A 17100-nucleotide genomic window follows, 5' to 3' on the forward strand; every position below is an offset into this window, starting at 1 on the left:
CGACATTTGGTCCAAATCGGGCCACCGCGTGAGGGCTAGGCCAGCGAGATCAGGTCGAGGTAGTCACGGTTCCAGTGGTCCTCGACGCCGTCGGGGAGGATGAGGACGCGCTCGGGGTTCAGTGCCTCCACCGCGCCCTCGTCGTGGCTGACCAGCACGACGGCGCCCTCGTAGTGCGCGAGCGCGTCGAGGATCTCGTCCCGGCTCGCGGGGTCGAGGTTGTTGGTCGGCTCGTCGAGGAGCAGCACGTTGGCGCCGGAGACGACGATCATCGCCAGCGCGAGTCGCGTCTTCTCGCCACCGGAGAGGACCCCGGCCGGCTTGTGCGCGTCGTCCCCGGTGAACAGGAACGAGCCGAGCACCTTGCGCGCCTCGGTCTCCGTCAGGTTCGGCGACGAGGACACCATGTTCTGCAGCACGGACCGCTCCACGTCGATGGTCTCGTGCTCCTGCGCGTAATAGCCGACCCGGAGGCCGTGGCCCGGCTCGACCTGCCCGGTGTCCGGCTTGTCGACGCCGGCGAGCATCCGCAGCAGCGTGGTCTTGCCCGCACCGTTGAGACCGAGCACGACGACCTTGGCCCCGCGATCGATCGCGAGGTCGACCGCCGTGAAGATCTCGAGCGACCCATAGCTCTTCGAGAGGTCGGAGGCCGTGAGCGGGGTGCGGCCGCAGGGCGCCGGGGTCGGGAACCGCAACTTCGCGACCCGGTCGGCCTGGCGCACCTCGTCGAGCCCGGCGAGGAGCTTCTCCGCGCGCGCCACCATCTGGTGGGCCGCCGCGGCCTTCGTCGCCTTCGCGCCGAACTTCGCTGCCTGCAGCTGGAGCGCGCCGGCCTTCTTCTCGGCGTTCGCGCGCTCCTTCTTGCGGCGCTCCTCGTCGGCGGCGCGCTGGCGCTGGTAGTTCTTCCAGCCCATGTTGTAGATGTCGATGACCTGGCGGTTCGCGTCCAGGTAGAAGACCCGGTTGACGGTCTCGCCCACCAGCTCCACGTCGTGGGAGATGACGATGAAGCCGCCGGAGTACCCCTTCAGGAACTCGCGCAGCCAGATGACGGAGTCGGCGTCGAGGTGGTTGGTCGGCTCGTCGAGGATCATCGTGCGGGCGTCCGAGAACAGGATGCGCGCCAGCTCGATGCGACGGCGCTGACCGCCGGAGAGCGTCTTCAGCGGCTGGTCCAGGATGCGGTCCGGGAGGTTGAGGTTGCTCGCGATGGAGGCGGCCTCGGCCTCGGCGGCGTACCCGCCGAGCATGTGGAACTGCTCCTCCAGCCGGCCGTACTTCTTCATCGCCGCCGCCGAGATCGCTGCGTCGTCGCTCGCCATGTCGAGCGTCGACTGCTGCATCCCGAGCACGATCGACCCCAGGCCGCGGGCGTCGAGGATGCGCGTGCGGGCGAGGTCTTCGAGGTTGCCGGAGCGCGGGTCCTGCGGCAGGTAGCCGAGCTCACCGCTGCGGTCGACCTTCCCGGCCGTGGGCAGGAGGTCACCGGCGAGCACTTTGGTGAGGGTGGTCTTGCCGGCCCCGTTGCGGCCGACGAGGCCGATCTTGTCGCCGTCGGCGACGCGGAAGCTGACGTCCTCCATCAGCAGGCGGGCGCCGACGCGCAGTTCGAGGCCCTGGACGCTGAGCACGATGAATCCTTCTCTTTCAGAGGTCATCCGCCCCGGACCGTGGGTCCGGGGCGGATGCAGGTGGTGGTGTGGGTGCGGGTCAGATGGCGAAACCGAGCGCGCGCATCATGTCGCGCCCGTCGTCCGTGATCCGCTCCGGCCCCCACGGCGGCATCCACACCCAGTTGATGCGGAACGCCTCGACGATGCCGTCGAGCGACTCGGCGGTCTGCTCCTCCAGCACATCGGTGAGGGGGCAGCCGGCACTGGTCAGCGTCATCGAGATGATGAGGGCGTCGTTCTCGTCGTCCCAGCCCAGATCGTAGATCAGGCCGAGGTCGACGACGTTGATCCCGAGCTCGGGATCCATGACGTTCTTCAGCGCCTCTTCGACCTGGTCGAAGAGGGCCGGGCTCAGCGTGGCGACCATGGGTCGAGCCTACGCCTCGGCCAGATCGCCGGCCGTGGCGCTGGCGGGCTCGGGCGCGTCGACGTAGCGGTCGTAGCCCTCCTCCTCCAGGCGGTCGGCGAGCTCGGGGCCGCCCTGCTCCGCCACCTTGCCGGCGACGAACACGTGCACGAAGTCCGGCTTGATGTAGCGCAGGATCCGCGTGTAGTGGGTGATGAGCAGGATGCCGAGACCGGTGTTGGCCTTGGCGCGGTTGACGCCCTCCGAGACGATCTTGAGCGCGTCGACGTCGAGACCGGAGTCGGTCTCGTCGAGCACGGCGAACTTCGGCTTGAGGAGCTCCAGCTGCAGGATCTCGTTGCGCTTCTTCTCGCCGCCCGAGAAGCCCTCGTTGACGTTGCGCTCGGCGAACGACGAGTCCATGCGCAGCGCCGCCATGCTCTCGCGGACGTCCTTGACCCAGGTGCGGATCGCGGGAGCCTGGCCCTCGATCGCGGTCTTGGCGGTGCGGAGGAAGTTGGTGTTGGTCACACCGGGGATCTCGACCGGGTACTGCATGGCGAGGAAGAGCCCGGCGCGGGCGCGCTCGTCGACGGTCATCGCCAGCACGTCCTCCCCGTCGAGCGTGATGGTGCCGCCGGTGACGGTGTACTTGGGGTGACCGGCGATGGTGTACGCCAGGGTCGACTTGCCGGAGCCGTTGGGGCCCATGATCGCGTGGATCTCGCCTTCGCGGATGGTCAGGTCGACGCCGTTCAGGATGGGCTTCGTTCCCTGGTCCGTTTCGACGGTGACGTGCAGGTCGCGGATCTCGAGGACAGACATGGTGTTCAAATCTCTTTCGTAACGTTCGGGTCGATGAAGACGTCGCCGTCGATCAGCTCGACCGCGTAGACGGGGACGGGCTCGTACGCCGGGAGGTTGAGGGGCTTGCCGGTGACCAGCGAGAACTGGGAGCCGTGCGCCCAGCATTCGAGCGTCTCGCCTTCGACGAAGCCTTCGGACAGCGAGATCTCGCCGTGGGTGCAGGTGTCGCCGATCGCGTGGACGTCGCCCGCGGAGTCCTTGACCACCGCGATGGGCACGCCGTCGACGACGACGCGGGAGGCCTGGTTCTCCACCAGCTCCGCCACGGCGAGCACGCGGGAGGCGGCCATCAGGCCGCCGCCACGACGGACGAGGCCAGCTCCGCCTCGATGGCGGTCTGCAGACGCTCCTGCAGCGCGGGCGAACCGATCTGCTGGACGATCTCGAACAGGAACCCGCGGACGACGAGGCGCCGCGCCTCCTCCTCGGTGATGCCTCGCGACTGCAGGTAGAAGAGCTGCTCGTCGTCGAACCGTCCGGTCGCGCTGGCGTGACCGGCTCCGACGATGTCGCCGGTCTCGATCTCCAGGTTCGGCACCGAGTCGGCGCGGGCGCCGTCGGTCAGGACGAGGTTGCGGTTCTGCTCGTAGGTGTCGGTGCCGACGGCCTTCGGGCCGATGAGCACGTCGCCGATCCACACCGTGCGGGCGCCCTTCCCCTGCAGCGCGCCCTTGTAGGTGACGCGGCTGCGGGTCTCGGGGCCGTCGTGGTGCACGTAGACCTGCTGTTCGAGGTGCTGGTGGGCGTCAGCGAAGTAGGCGCCGAGGAGCTCGGCGTCCGAGCGCGCCCCGGCCAGGTGCGCCGAGGGGTTGAGCCGGACGACCGCGCCGCCGAGGGTGACGGCGACGTGCTTCAGGCGGGCGCCCTCCTCCAGCTTGGCGAGATGGGCGGCGACGTGCAGCGCGTCGTCGTCCCATTCCTGCACGGTCACGACCGTCACGTCCGCGCCGGCGCCGACGAGGAACTCGACGTTCTCGGCCAGGCGGGCGGCACCGCTGTTCTGCAGGATGAGCGTTCCGCGGGCACCGGGGGCGATCTCCACGACGGTGTGCGCCGCGCGGGCGTTTCCGCCGAGAGCGGACCGGGTGATCGTCGCTTCGGTGTCCTCGGTGCCGGCGAAGGCGACGAGGAGGGCCTGCTCGAAGTGCGTCCACGCGTTCGCGGAGACGCGGTCCTCGGGCCGTCCGGCGGTGCCGATGCGGGCGTCGTCGCGACCGATCCACGACGTGGTGACGCCGGGGGCCTCGACCACGTCGAGCGGGTACGGGGAGCCGTCGAGCTCGCCCGTGAGCAGGTCGCCGAGCTGCGCGACCGGCGTGTACTTCCACATCACCTCGCGGCCGGTGACGGCCGGGAAGTCGGAGACCTCGGTCGAGGTGAACCGCTCGGAGCGGGTCTGGACGGGGACGGGCGCGCGCATGTGGGAGGGCGCGACCGCCGTCTGGTCGATCGTGGGGGTGCTGGACGTCATATCAGCCGACAGAGCCTTCCATGCCCATCTCGATGAGCTTGTTGAGTTCGAGTGCGTATTCCATCGGGAGCTCACGAGCGATCGGCTCGATGAAGCCGCGGACGATCATGGCCATCGCCTCATCTTCCGGCATGCCCCGGGACATCAGGTAGAACAGCTGCTCCTCGCTCACGCGCGAGACCGTGGCCTCGTGGCCGAGCTGCACGTCGTCCACCCGGATGTCGATCGCCGGGTAGGTGTCGGAGCGGGAGATGCTGTCCACGAGCAGCGCGTCGCAGCGCACGGTGTTCGCCGCGTGGTGCGCGTTGGCGTCGACGCGGACCTCGCCGCGATAGCCGGCGCGGCCTCCCCCGCGTGCGATCGACTTCGAGACGATCGACGACTGGGTGTACGGGGCCATGTGGATCATCTTGGCGCCGGCGTCCTGGTGCTGACCGGGTCCCGCGAAGGCGACCGAGAGGGTCTCGCCCTTGGCGTGCTCCCCCATCAGGTAGATCGACGGGTACTTCATCGTCACCTTGGAGCCGATGTTGCCGTCGATCCACTCCATGGTCGCGCCCTCGGCGGCCGTGGCGCGCTTCGTGACGAGGTTGTAGACGTTGTTCGACCAGTTCTGGATCGTCGTGTAGCGCACGCGGGCGTTCTTCTTCACGATGATCTCGACGACGGCGGAGTGCAGCGAGTCCGACTTGTAGATCGGCGCGGTGCAGCCCTCGATGTAGTGCACGTAGCTGCCCTCGTCGGCGATGATCAGCGTGCGCTCGAACTGGCCCATGTTCTCCGTGTTGATACGGAAATAGGCCTGGAGCGGGATCTCGACGTGGACGCCCTTGGGAACGTAGACGAATGAGCCGCCCGACCACACGGCGGTGTTCAGCGCGGCGAACTTGTTGTCGCCCGACGGGATGACGGTGCCGAAGTACTCCTCGAAGATCTCCGGGTGCTCCTTGAGAGCGGTGTCGGTGTCGAGGAAGATGACGCCCTGCTCCTCCAGATCCTCGCGGATCTGGTGGTAGACGACCTCGGACTCGTACTGAGCGGCGACGCCGGCGACGAGGCGCTGGCGCTCCGCCTCGGGGATGCCGAGCTTCTCGTAGGTGTTGCGGATGTCCTCGGGCAGGTCCTCCCAGCTCTGGGCCTGCTTCTCCGTGGACCGCACGAAGTACTTGATGTTGTCGAAGTCGATCTCCGACAGGTCGGCGCCCCAGGTCGGCATCGGCTTGCGCTCGAAGAGCTGGAGGGCCTTGAGGCGGCGCTGAAGCATCCACTCCGGTTCGTTCTTCAGCGCGGAGATGTCCTTGACCACCTCCGGCGAGATGCCGCGACGCGCGGACGAACCCGCCGCGTCGGAGTCGGCCCAGCCGAACTCGTACTGCCCCAGGCTGTCGAGTTCCGGCCGGTCGATCAGGATGTCTGACATATCTACCTCGTTTCCTACCACTCGTAACCGGATATCAGTCCGGCTCATTCCTCCCGGACGGACGGCGTGCGCCTGCCGTTCGGGCGTCCTGATTGTGCGGGTGGCTGGTGTGCGTACCTAAAATGAATCGAGGACGACGGGCGACTGTGCCCCGCTCGCCCTGCGTCGGACTGCCGTTCTCGGCAGGGGCGCAGTGCGGGCACGCGCACAGTGAGCGCGCGTTCTCGAACCCATCGATTCTACAGGTGCGGACCGGTAAAAGTGGAGAAGCGCCCTGCGCGTTGGCCGAGTATCCGTTCCGCACTGAGAAAGCCCCCTAGGAAGACATGAAGCGCATCATCGCCTGGCTGCCCGACCGCGTCGACACCCGGCTGAAGGTGATCGGCTGGGTCTACCTGGTCGGGCAGATCGTGCTCGTGGGCACGGGAGGCCTCGTCCGGCTCACCTCGAGCGGCCTCGGCTGCCCGACCTGGCCCAAGTGCACGGACGCCTCGCTGGTGAACACGCCCGAGATGGGCATCCACGGTTTCATCGAGTTCGGCAACCGGCTCCTCGGCGTCGTCCTCGGCCTGATCGCCATCGTCGCCTTCCTGATGATCCTCAAGCTGCGGAAGTCGCGCCCCGAGCTGTTCTGGCTCACCCTGCTGGCCGGCCTCGGCATCCCCGCCCAGGCCGTCATCGGCGGGATCAGCGTGCTGACCGACCTCAACCCCTACGTCGTCGGCCTCCACTTCGTCGTCTCCACCGTCCTGGTGGCGCTGTGCACGGCGTTCCTGCTGCGGCTCTACGCCGTCCCCGGACCGCGCGTGCGCGCCGTGCCCGGGTGGTTCGCGGGCATCGCGCACCTGACCAGCTTCGTGGTCGCGGTCACGATCATCGTCGGCATCCTCACCACCGGCTCGGGGCCGCACTCGGGCGACAGCAAGGCGACGCGCAACAACCTGAACCCGGAGATCCTGGAGCACATCCACGCCATCCCGGCCTACGTCACCTTCGCGCTCACCCTCGTGCTCGTCATCGCCTCGCTGCGCATCCGCACCACCCCCGTGCACCGGTACACGATGTACCTGCTCGCCGTGGAGGTGCTGCAGATCGCGGTCGGCCTCATCCAGGCGAACACCGGCTTGCCGGGCATCCTGGTCGGCATCCACATGATGCTCGCCGCGACCCTGGCCGCCGCGATGACGGCGGTGATCATGTCGTTGAAGGCTCCGGTCGCCGACGACGCCCGCCGGGAGGACTCAGCCGTGAGCGGAGCCGTCGCCGCCTAGCAGCGCGGCGCCGCGCACGAGCACGCCCACGAGGGCGTCTCGCTCCTCACCGTGGAAGCGCACCCGGTGCGGCACAGCCTCGGCGAAGTCGAAGCCGACGCCCTCCGCGAGCCGCCTGCTCGCGTCGTTGCCGGGCAGGTACTCCCAGCGCAACCGGGTGAAGCCGAGCCCCGCCGGGTCGAGGGCGTGCACGCAGACGGCGACGAGGGCTTCGTGCATCACGCCCTGGCCCCGCGAGCCGCGTTCGAGCCAGCAGCCGAGGGAGGCCGAACCCTCGGCCTCGTCGCGCCGCACCTCCACCGCCCCCACCAGGGGTGCGGCGGGCGTGCGCCGGATCGCCCAGACGTCGTACTGCCCGCTGGCCACGCCGTGCGGGACGTAGCTGCGGACGAAGAACTCCGCGCTGGCCCGCGTGTACGGGTCCGGCAGCGGCACCCAGCGCAGTGTCTCCGCGTCCTGGCACGCGGCGAGCACCGCGTCGATGTCGCTCTCCCGCGGCGCGTCGAGCACCAGCCGCGGCGTCCGGAGGGTGAGCACGGTCAGACGCTAGCAGCGCTGTGCCGCGTCCGGCCAGAGTGTGACGGGACCGACGGGGCCGGCGTCAGAACGGCAGCAGCGGGTCGATCGCGACGGCGAGGAAGATCAGCGTCAGATAGGCGATCGAGCCGTGGAAGACCCGCATCGGGGAGACCGATTCGTGACGGATCGCGAGGTTGTACAGGCGGTGCGACTCGTAGAGGAACCACCCGCCGGTCACCAGCGAGATCGCGGTGTAGAACAGGCCCATGTGCGCGACGGGGATCAGCAGCAGCGAGCAGGCGACCATCGCCCAGGCGTACAGGATGACCTGCAGGCCGACCGCCGCGCGCCCGCGGACCACGGCCAGCATCGGCACACCCGCGTCCTTGTAGTCCGCGCGGTACTTCATCGACAGCGGCCAGTAGTGCGGCGGGGTCCAGAGGAAGATGATCCCGAACAGGATGAACGGCGCCCAGTCGAGCGACCCTGTGACGGCCGCCCAGCCGATGAGCACCGGCATGCAGCCGGCGATCCCGCCCCAGACGATGTTCTGCGGCGTGCGGCGCTTGAGGATCAGCGTGTAGAAGACGACGTAGAGCAGGATGGCGACGACCGAGAGGGCCGCGGCGAGCCAGTTGGTGAACACGGCCAGCACGACGACCGACGCGATGCCGAGCACCCACGAGAAGACGAGCGCCTCGCGATCGCTCAGCTCGCCGGTCACCAGCGGACGGTTCTTGGTGCGCCGCATGACGCGGTCGATATCGCGGTCGATGTAGCAGTTGAACGCCCCGGCGGATCCGGCGGACATGTACCCGCCCACCACGGTCGCCAGCACGAGCCAGAGGTTCGGGATGCCGTTCGCGGCGAGGATCATCGTCGGTACGGTCGTGACGAGCAGCAGCTCCACGACACGCGGCTTGGTCAGCGAGATGTACGCCTTGACCTTGCGCGCGAAGCCGATGCGGCCCGGATCGACACGGCTCTCTACAGCGACGTCCATTGCTCCTCGTGATGTTCGCTCGGTGCGGCTGCGGCGGCGCCCGCGCGGGCGTCCAGCATTCTGATCGCAGTCCCGGTCAAGTCTACGACACCCGCGCGGGGCTACCCCGCTCCGAGCGCGCACACAACCCGCTGAAGGAACACGGCACGTTTCGTGCGTGTTACCTATACTTGGAGGTGCTCGCCAGCCGGAGCCCGTTTCCCGTGCGGCCGTTTGTAGGACTCATCACGCAGACGAGGGCCCGGCGCCGATGACGTCCACGGCGCGCACTACCTCAACCGGTGCGGGTTCACGACGACCCTCACCACATCTACGAAGGGTCAGTTTTCACGTGGCAGCTCTGCAGTGGGATCCCATTGACAACAAGGCGGTAGACACGGCTCGCGTCCTCGCGGCCGATGCGGTGGAGAAGGTGGGCAACGGTCATCCCGGCACGGCGATGAGCCTGGCCCCGGCCGCGTACCTGCTGTTCCAGAAGGTGATGCGCCGCGACCCGCACGACCAGCACTGGCTGGGCCGCGACCGCTTCATCCTCTCGGCCGGCCACAGCTCGCTGACCCAGTACGTCCAGCTCTACCTGGGCGGCTACGGCCTGGAGCTCGACGACCTCAAGGCGCTCCGCACCTGGGGCTCGCTCACCCCGGGGCACCCGGAGTACGGCCACACCGACGGCGTCGAGATCACCACCGGCCCGCTCGGCCAGGGCATCTCCTCCTCGGTCGGCTTCGCCTACGCGGCCCGTTACGAGCGCGGCCTGTTCGACCCGGAGGCCGAGGCGGGCACCAGCCCGTTCGACCACTTCGTCTACGTGATCGCCGGCGACGGCGACCTGCAGGAGGGCGTCAGCTCCGAGGCCTCCAGCCTCGCCGGCCACCAGCAGCTCGGCAACCTGATCGCGATCTACGACAGCAACCAGATCTCGATCGAGGACGACACCAACATCGCCTTCACCGAGGACGTCAAGGCGCGCTACGAGGCCTACCACTGGCACGTGCAGGTCGTCGACTGGAAGAAGACCGGCGTCTACACCGAGGACGTCCAGGCGCTCAACGACGCGATCGTCGCCGCGCAGGGCGTCACCGACAAGCCGTCGCTGATCATCCTCAAGACCATCATCGGCTGGCCGTCGCCGAAGAAGCAGAACACCGGCAAGATCCACGGCTCCGCCCTGGGCGCCGACGAGCTGCGCGCGGTCAAGGAGGTGCTCGGCTTCGACCCCGAGCAGACCTTCGAGGTCGCCGACGAGGTCATCGAGCACACCCGCAAGGCCGTCGAGCGCGGTGCCGAGCAGCGCGCCGAGTGGCAGAAGGGCTTCGACGCCTGGGCCGCCGCCAACCCGGAGCGCAAGCAGCTCCTCGACCGTCTGCTCACGGGCGCACTGCCCGAGGGCGTCGAGGAGGCCCTGCCCGTCTTCGAGGCCGGCAAGGACGTCTCGACCCGCGCCGCGAGCGGCAAGGTCATCAACGCCATCGCGCCGATCATGCCCGAGCTGTGGGGCGGCTCGGCCGACCTCGCCGAGTCGAACAACACCACGATCGAGAGCGGCGCGTCGTTCGTGCCGAGCGAGCACTCGACCCACGAGTGGACCGGCAACCCGTACGGCCGGGTGCTGCACTTCGGCATCCGCGAGCACGCGATGGCCGCGATCCTCAACGGCATCGTGCTGCACGGCCCGACCCGCCCGTTCGGCGGCACGTTCCTGATCTTCAGCGACTACATGCGCCCCGCCGTCCGTCTGGCCGCGCTGATGCAGGTGCCGTCGATCTTCGTCTGGACCCACGACTCCGTCGCCCTCGGCGAGGACGGTCCGACCCACCAGCCGATCGAGCAGCTCTCGACCCTCCGCGCCATCCCGCACCTCGACGTCGTGCGCCCCGGTGACGCCAACGAGGTCGCGTACGCCTGGAAGACCATCCTGGAGCGCCGCAAGGGCCCGGCCGGCATCGCGCTGACCCGTCAGAACCTCCCGGTGTTCGAGCGCGGCGAGGGCGACGCCACCGGCGACACCCTCGCGTCGGCGAAGAACGTCTCGAAGGGCGCCTACGTCCTGGCCGAGGCGCCGAACGGCACCCCGGACGTCCTGTTCATCGCCACCGGCTCCGAGGTGCAGATCGCGCTCGAGGCCCGCGAGGTCCTGAAGGGCGAGGGCATCAACGCCCGCGTCGTCTCGGCTCCCTCGCTCGAGTGGTTCCACGAGCAGTCCGCCGAGTACCAGGAGCACGTCCTCCCCGCGTCCGTGAAGGCCCGCGTCTCGATCGAGGCCGGCCTCGCGCTCAGCTGGGACAAGATCGTCGGCGACCACGGTCGCAGCGTCTCGATCGAGCACTTCGGTGCCTCGGCCGACTACAAGACGCTGTTCCGTGAGTTCGGCATGACCACCGAGCACGCCGTTGCCGCCGCCAAGGAATCGCTCGCGTCGCTCTGAGCGCGGGCACGAGGAGATAGAAGAGAAATGACCGACACCACTCCCACCGCTCAGCTCTCCGCCGCGGGCGTCAGCATCTGGCTCGACGACCTGTCCCGCGAGCGGATCGCCACCGGCGGCCTGCAGAAGCTCATCGCCGAGAAGAACGTGGTCGGCGTGACCACGAACCCGACGATCTTCGCCGCCGCCCTCAGCAAGGGCGAGGCCTACGCGGACCAGGTGAAGAGCCTGGCCGCCGCCGGCGCCAGCGTCGAGGACGCGATCTTCGAGATCACGACCGACGACGTCGCCGCCGCCAGCGACATCTTCCACGAGGTCTACGAGCAGACCGAGGGCACCGACGGCCGCGTCTCGATCGAGGTCGAGCCGGGACTCGCCCACGACGCGGCCGGCACGATCGAGCAGGCGAAGAAGCTCGCCGCCAAGGTCGACAAGCCGAACGTGCTCATCAAGATCCCCGCGACGGTCGAAGGCCTCGAGGCCATCACCGAGACGATCGCGGCCGGGATCAGCGTCAACGTGACCCTGATCTTCAGCCTCGACCGCTACCGCGGCGTCATCGACGCGTACCTGACCGGCCTCGAGAAGGCCAAGGCCGCGGGCATCGACCTCTCCGGCATCCAGTCGGTCGCCTCGTTCTTCGTGTCGCGCGTCGACACCGAGATCGACAAGCGCCTGACCGCGATCGGCACCGATGAGGCGAACGCGCTCAAGAGCAAGGCCGGCGTCGCCAACGCCCGCCTCGCCTACGAGGTCTACGAGCAGACCTTCGCCTCCGACCGCGCCAAGGCCCTCGTCGCCGCCGGCGCCAACGAGCAGCGTCCGCTCTGGGCCTCCACCGGTGTCAAGGACCCGAGCCTGCCCGACACGCTCTACGTGACCGAGCTCGTCGCCCCGAACACGGTCAACACCATGCCGGAGAAGACGCTCGACGCCACCTTCGACCACGGCGTGATCACCGGCGACACCGTCACCGGCAACTACGCCGACGCGAAGGGCGTGCTCGACGCGCTCGCCGCCCTGGGCGTCGACTACGACGACGTGACCGCCACCCTCGAGCGCGAGGGCGTCGACAAGTTCAACGTCTCGTGGTCCGAGCTCGTCGAGACCGTCAAGACCGCTCTGGAGGGCGCCAAGTGACCTTCCGCATCCACGTGACCGGACCGGCCGCCGAGGCGGTCGCGTCCGTCGTCCCGCAGCTCGTGGCCGACAAGGTCGCGTCCGGCATCACCGCTCTCGACCCCGCACTGTGGGGCCCCGACGCGGAGGCCGAGGCGTCCAAGCGTCTCGGCTGGACCGAGGCCGTCGCGATCTCGCGGCCCCTCGTCGCCGAGATCGTCGCGCTCCGCGAGGAGCTGCACGCCCGTGGCGTCAACCACATCGTCCTCGGCGGGATGGGCGGCTCGTCCCTCGCGCCCGAGGTGATCACGCGCACGGCCGAGGCCGAGCTCACCGTCCTCGACTCGACCGACCCCGGCCAGGTGCTGGCGGCCCTCCGCGATCGCCTCGCCGAGACCGCGGTCGTCATCTCGTCGAAGTCGGGCTCCACGCTCGAGACCGACAGCCAGAAGCGCATCTACGAGAAGTGGTTCCGCGACGCCGGCATCGACCCGACCGAGCGCATCGTCATCGTCACCGACCCGGGCTCGCCGCTCGACCAGTCGGCGCGCGAGGCGGGGTACCGCGTCTTCAACGCCGACCCGAACGTGGGCGGCCGCTACTCGGCGCTGACCGCGTTCGGCCTCGTGCCGTCCGGTCTCGCCGGCGTGGACATCGCGGAGCTGCTCGACGAGGCCGAGGCCACGTCGCTCGAGCTCGCGGTCGACCGCGAGGACAACCCGGGCCTGGTGCTCGGCGCGGCCATCGCGGGCACGAACCCGCTCAAGGACAAGCTGGGCATCGTCTCGGACGGCACCCACATCGTGGGCTTCGCCGACTGGGCCGAGCAGCTGATCGCCGAGTCCACCGGCAAGCAGGGCACCGGCCTCCTCCCGGTCGTGCTCGACAAGCTGGCCCCCGAGCTCGAGCTGAAGCCGGTCGACCTCCAGGTCGTCCGCCTCGTCGCGAACGCCGAGGCGCACCACCTGTTCCCGGCCGACCGCCACGAGGGCGAGATCCTCGTCTCCGGCAGCCTCGGTGCGCAGCTCCTGGTCTGGGAGTACGCCGTGGCCGTCGCGGGTCGCCTGCTGGGCATCAACCCGTTCGACCAGCCGGACGTGGAGGCCGCCAAGGCCGCCGCGCGCGCCCTGCTGGACGACCGCCCCGAGACCGCGGCCCCGGCGTTCACCGCCGGCGGCATCGAGGTCCGCGAGACCGGGACGTTCCTGGGTGGGGCGACCACCCTCAACGCCGCCGTGGAGGCGCTGCTCGCGCAGCTCGGCCCGGACGGCTACGTCTCCGTGCAGGCCTACGTCGACCGCCTGGCGCTCCCGCAGCTCGAGGGCGTGCGCGACCTCCTCGCCGCCACGGCGAAGCGTCCCGTCACCTTCGGCTGGGGCCCGCGCTTCCTGCACTCGACCGGCCAGTTCCACAAGGGCGGCCCCGCCGTCGGCGTGTTCCTGCAGATCACCGCGGCCGCTCCGGAGGACCTCGAGATCCCGGACCGCCCGTTCACCTTCGGCCAGCTCATCCAGGCCCAGGCCGCCGGTGACGCCAGCGTGCTCGGCGCGCACGGCCGTCCGGTCCTCACCCTCACGCTCACGAACCCCGAGGCGGATGTCGTCTCGCTGTTCGAGGCCGTCAACTGATCACCGGCGCCCCGCGCCGACCAAGGAGATCGATGTCCCCGGTGGAAATCACCCCGGAGTTCAACCCGCTGCGGTTGGCCTCCGATCGCCGCCTCAACCGCATCGCCGGACCCAGCAGTCTCATCATCTTCGGTGTGACAGGAGACCTGTCCCGCAAGAAGCTGATGCCGGCCGTGTACGACCTCGCCAACCGCGGCCTCCTGCCGCCCGGGTTCTCGCTCGTCGGGTTCGCCCGGCGCGACTGGGAGGACCAGGACTTCGAGAAGGTCGTCCACGACGCGGTCAAGCAGTACGCCCGCACCCCGTTCGATGAGGACGTCTGGAAGCAGCTCGCCCAGGGCATCCGCTTCGTCCCCGGCGAATTCGACGACGACGACGCGTTCGCGCGTCTGAAGCAGACCGTCGAGGACCTGGACCGCGAGCGCGGGACGATGGGCAACCACGCGTTCTACCTCTCGATCCCGCCGAAGGCGTTCCCGATCGTGACCGAGCAGCTCAGCCGCTCGGGCCTGGCCGACCAGTCCGGCGACGGCTGGCGCCGCGTCGTGATCGAGAAGCCCTTCGGGCACGACCTCGAGTCGGCGCGCGAGCTGAACGCCGTCGTCGAGTCCGTCTTCCCGCCGGACTCGGTGTTCCGGATCGACCACTACCTCGGCAAGGAGACGGTCCAGAACATCCTGGCGCTGCGCTTCGCGAACGAGCTGTACGAGCCGATCTGGAACGCCAACTACGTCGACCACGTGCAGATCACCATGGCCGAGGACATCGGTGTGGGCGGTCGGGCCGGCTACTACGACGGGATCGGCGCCGCGCGCGACGTCATCCAGAACCACCTCCTGCAGCTCCTCGCCCTCACGGCGATGGAGGAGCCCATCTCGTTCGACGCCGGGGACCTCCGCGCCGAGAAGGAGAAGGTGCTCGCCGCGGTGCGGCTGCCGAAGGACCTGGCGACCGCCACGGCCCGCGGGCAGTACTCCAGCGGGTGGCAGGGCGGCGAGAAGGTCGTCGGCTTCCTGGACGAGGACGGGATGAATCCCGAATCGACCACGGAGACCTACGCGGCCATCAAGCTCGACATCGGCACGCGCCGGTGGGCGGGTGTGCCGTTCTACCTCCGCGCCGGCAAGCGTCTCGGCCGCCGCGTCACCGAGATCGCCGTCGTCTTCAAGCGCGCCCCGCAGCAGCTGTTCGCGGAGTCGCAGACCTCGGCGCTGGGCCAGAACGCCCTCGTCATCCGCGTCCAGCCGGACGAGGGTGTGACGATCCGCTTCGGCTCCAAGGTGCCCGGCGCCGGCATGCAGGTGCGCGACGTGAGCATGGACTTCGGCTACGGTCACGCCTTCACCGAGGCGAGCCCGGAGGCGTACGAGCGGCTCATCCTGGACGTGCTCCTCGGCGACCCGCCGCTGTTCCCCCGTCACGAAGAGGTCGAGCTCTCCTGGAAGATCCTCGACCCGATCGAGCAGTTCTGGGAGACCCAGGGCCAGCCCGAACAGTACCGCCCCGGCACCTGGGGCCCGAAGTCCGCCGACGAGCTCCTCGCCCGCGACGGCCGCGTCTGGAGGCGCCCATGATCGTCGATCTGCCCGACACCACCGTCAGCAACATCTCCAAGACGCTGGTGAAGATCCGTGAGGAGGGCGGCGCCGTCGCCCTCGGGCGCGTGCTGACCCTCATCATCGCGACCCACCTCGGCCAGGAGGAGGAGGCCATCGAGGCCGCCAACGACGCCTCCCGCGAGCACCCGATGCGCGTCATCGTGGTCTCGACCGAGGAGGAGCGCGGTCACAACGGCGACGGACGTCTCGACGCCCAGATCCGGGTCGGCGGGGACGCCGGCGCGAGCGAGGTCATCGTGCTCCGCGCCTACGGCGAGACCGCGAGCGACGAGGAGGGACTGGTCACCGGCCTGCTCCTGCCCGACGCTCCGGTGGTCGTCTGGTGGCCGGGGATCGCCCCGGCGAAGGTCTCGCACTCCCCGCTCGGCCGCATCGCCACCTGCCGGATCACGGATGCGTCCGCGCAGCCGAACCCGCAGGAGGCGCTGTACCACCTGGCGGAGACGTACGCGCCGGGCGACACCGACTTCGCGTGGACGCGCCTCACCCTGTGGCGCGCCCAGCTCGCTGCGGTGCTCGACCAGCCGCCGTACGAGCCGATCACCTCGGTGGAGGTCGCCGGTGCGGCGGACTCCCCCAGCACCCTCCTCCTCGCCGCGTGGCTGCGCCTGCAGCTGCAGGTGCCCGTGACGTACGATCTCGCCTCGCGCGCGGTCGGCTCGGGCGGCATCCACGGCGTCCGCATGGAGCGCGCCTCGGGCACGATCGAGCTGGAGCGCGAGGTGCCGAACGTCGCCCGCCTCTCCCAGCCCGGTCAGCCCACGCACGACCTCGCGCTGCCGCGCCGGAGCCTCCGCGACTGCCTCGCCGAGGAATTGCGTAGGCTGGACCCGGACGACCTCTACGGTGAGGTGATCACCCAGGGTCTCGGGATGCTCGAGACCTCCGACGAAGGAGCTGGCGCGCGCGCATGACGAACGAACGGCGGGTGCTGGTGCACCCCGACAAAGAGGCCCTCACGGCTTCGGTGGCCGCACGGTTCCTGACCAAGACCATCGACATCCTCGACGACCTCGACGGGGCGAACATCGTGCTCACCGGCGGGACGATGGGGATCGCGGTGCTGGAGGCGGTCAACGCCTCCCCCGCACGCGACACCATCGACTGGGCGAAGGTCCACTTCTGGTGGGGCGACGAGCGGTTCGTCGAGAAGTCGAGCGCTGACCGCAACGAGCGCCAGGCCCGCGAGGCCCTGCTCGACCACATCGCGGTCCCGCCGGAGAACATCCACCCGTTCCCGGCATCCGACGAGATCGCGGACATCGATGAGGCCGCGAGCGTCTACGCCGCGGAGCTCGAGGCGTTCGCGTCGGAGGGGCTGGAGTTCCCGCGGTTCGACATCACCTTCCTCGGGGTCGGTCCGGACGGGCACATCGCCTCGCTGTTCCCGGACCGTCCCGGCATCCGCGAGACGGAGGCGACGGTGATCGCCGAGCGCGAGTCGCCCAAGCCGCCGCCTCTGCGGCTCAGCCTGACCCGGCCGGTGCTCAACGCCTCCGACCGCATCTGGCTGGTGCTCGCCGGCACCGACAAGGCGAGCGCCCTCGGCCTCGCCCTGGCCGGCGCGAGCTACACCGAGGTCCCGGTCGCCGGGGCCAAGGGCCGCAAGCGCACCGTGTTCTTCGTGGACAAGGATGCCGCCGTCGACGTGCCCGAGAACCTCATCGCGCCGAGCTACTGACACACACGCACGAAGCCCCGCCGGTCCGAGACCGGCGGGGCTCCGTCGTTCCGCA

At 69.5% G+C, this 17100-nt stretch carries 15 protein-coding genes; 7 read left to right on the forward strand and 8 right to left on the reverse strand.

Annotated elements, in window-relative coordinates:
* Positions 1-35: 35 nt before the first annotated feature.
* The 6 genes from U870_RS0121770 to sufB all read right to left on the reverse strand — a co-directional run bounded on the left by U870_RS0121770 (position 36) and on the right by sufB (position 5780).
* Positions 36-1634 (reverse strand): ABC-F family ATP-binding cassette domain-containing protein, encoded by a 1599-nt coding sequence (locus U870_RS0121770; RefSeq protein ID WP_025159460.1) that lies wholly within the window; start codon positions 1632-1634, stop codon positions 36-38.
* 79 nt (positions 1635-1713) lie between these two features.
* Positions 1714-2043, reverse strand: coding sequence for a metal-sulfur cluster assembly factor (locus tag U870_RS0121775; protein ID WP_021764438.1), 330 nt, complete (start codon positions 2041-2043; stop codon positions 1714-1716).
* 9 nt (positions 2044-2052) lie between these two features.
* Positions 2053-2847 (reverse strand): Fe-S cluster assembly ATPase SufC, encoded by a 795-nt coding sequence (sufC, locus tag U870_RS0121780; RefSeq protein ID WP_025159461.1) that lies wholly within the window; start codon positions 2845-2847, stop codon positions 2053-2055.
* A gap of 5 nt (positions 2848-2852) precedes the next feature.
* The gene (locus U870_RS0121785) at positions 2853-3179 is read right to left on the reverse strand and encodes a non-heme iron oxygenase ferredoxin subunit (protein ID WP_025159462.1); all 327 of its coding nucleotides are present in this window, start codon (positions 3177-3179) and stop codon (positions 2853-2855) included.
* Complete coding sequence (gene sufD / locus U870_RS0121790) at positions 3179-4360, reverse strand: Fe-S cluster assembly protein SufD (RefSeq protein ID WP_025159463.1); 1182 nt, start codon at positions 4358-4360, stop codon at positions 3179-3181. Before sufD ends, U870_RS0121785 begins: the two co-directional genes overlap by 1 nt.
* 1 nt (position 4361) lies before the next feature.
* Positions 4362-5780, reverse strand: a complete 1419-nt coding sequence (gene sufB / locus U870_RS0121795) for a Fe-S cluster assembly protein SufB (protein WP_025159464.1) — start codon at positions 5778-5780, stop codon at positions 4362-4364.
* Positions 5781-6106: 326 nt separating this feature from the next.
* Between sufB and U870_RS0121800 the strand changes: the two genes are divergently transcribed.
* On the forward strand, positions 6107-7051 hold the full coding sequence (locus U870_RS0121800; RefSeq protein WP_025159465.1) for a COX15/CtaA family protein: 945 nt from the start codon (positions 6107-6109) through the stop codon (positions 7049-7051).
* On the opposite strand, the gene U870_RS0121805 is transcribed toward U870_RS0121800, so the two are convergent.
* Positions 7022-7588 carry a GNAT family N-acetyltransferase gene (locus U870_RS0121805; protein WP_240183775.1) on the reverse strand — a complete coding sequence of 189 codons (567 nt, stop codon included), beginning with the start codon at positions 7586-7588 and terminating at the stop codon, positions 7022-7024. The genes U870_RS0121800 and U870_RS0121805 overlap by 30 nt on opposite strands.
* A 64-nt stretch (positions 7589-7652) precedes the next feature.
* Positions 7653-8573 carry a heme o synthase gene (locus U870_RS0121810; protein WP_025159467.1) on the reverse strand — a complete coding sequence of 307 codons (921 nt, stop codon included), beginning with the start codon at positions 8571-8573 and terminating at the stop codon, positions 7653-7655.
* Between the two features lie 331 nt (positions 8574-8904).
* Here U870_RS0121810 and tkt point away from each other — a divergent pair, with 331 nt between their 5' ends.
* The 6 genes from tkt to pgl are packed head-to-tail and all read left to right on the forward strand — an operon-like array spanning position 8905 to position 17045.
* Positions 8905-10998 carry a transketolase gene (gene tkt / locus U870_RS0121815; RefSeq protein WP_025159468.1) on the forward strand — a complete coding sequence of 698 codons (2094 nt, stop codon included), beginning with the start codon at positions 8905-8907 and terminating at the stop codon, positions 10996-10998.
* Between the two features lie 27 nt (positions 10999-11025).
* Positions 11026-12138 carry a transaldolase gene (tal, locus tag U870_RS0121820; protein ID WP_025159469.1) on the forward strand — a complete coding sequence of 371 codons (1113 nt, stop codon included), beginning with the start codon at positions 11026-11028 and terminating at the stop codon, positions 12136-12138.
* Positions 12135-13745, forward strand: coding sequence for a glucose-6-phosphate isomerase (locus U870_RS0121825; RefSeq protein WP_025159470.1), 1611 nt, complete (start codon positions 12135-12137; stop codon positions 13743-13745). The genes tal and U870_RS0121825 overlap by 4 nt, the downstream gene beginning before the upstream one ends.
* 32 nt (positions 13746-13777) lie before the next feature.
* A complete protein-coding gene (gene zwf / locus U870_RS0121830; RefSeq protein WP_025159471.1) occupies positions 13778-15319 on the forward strand; it encodes a glucose-6-phosphate dehydrogenase in 1542 nt (513 codons plus the stop codon).
* Complete coding sequence (locus U870_RS0121835) at positions 15316-16278, forward strand: glucose-6-phosphate dehydrogenase assembly protein OpcA (RefSeq protein ID WP_025159472.1); 963 nt, start codon at positions 15316-15318, stop codon at positions 16276-16278. Before zwf ends, U870_RS0121835 begins: the two co-directional genes overlap by 4 nt.
* Positions 16275-17045 (forward strand): 6-phosphogluconolactonase, encoded by a 771-nt coding sequence (gene pgl / locus U870_RS0121840; RefSeq protein ID WP_025159473.1) that lies wholly within the window; start codon positions 16275-16277, stop codon positions 17043-17045. Before U870_RS0121835 ends, pgl begins: the two co-directional genes overlap by 4 nt.
* Positions 17046-17100 lie beyond the last annotated feature (55 nt).

The sequence above is a fragment of the Leifsonia aquatica H1aii genome, from assembly GCF_000633535.1.
GTDB classification, from domain to species: Bacteria; Actinomycetota; Actinomycetes; order Actinomycetales; family Microbacteriaceae; genus Leifsonia; species Leifsonia aquatica_A.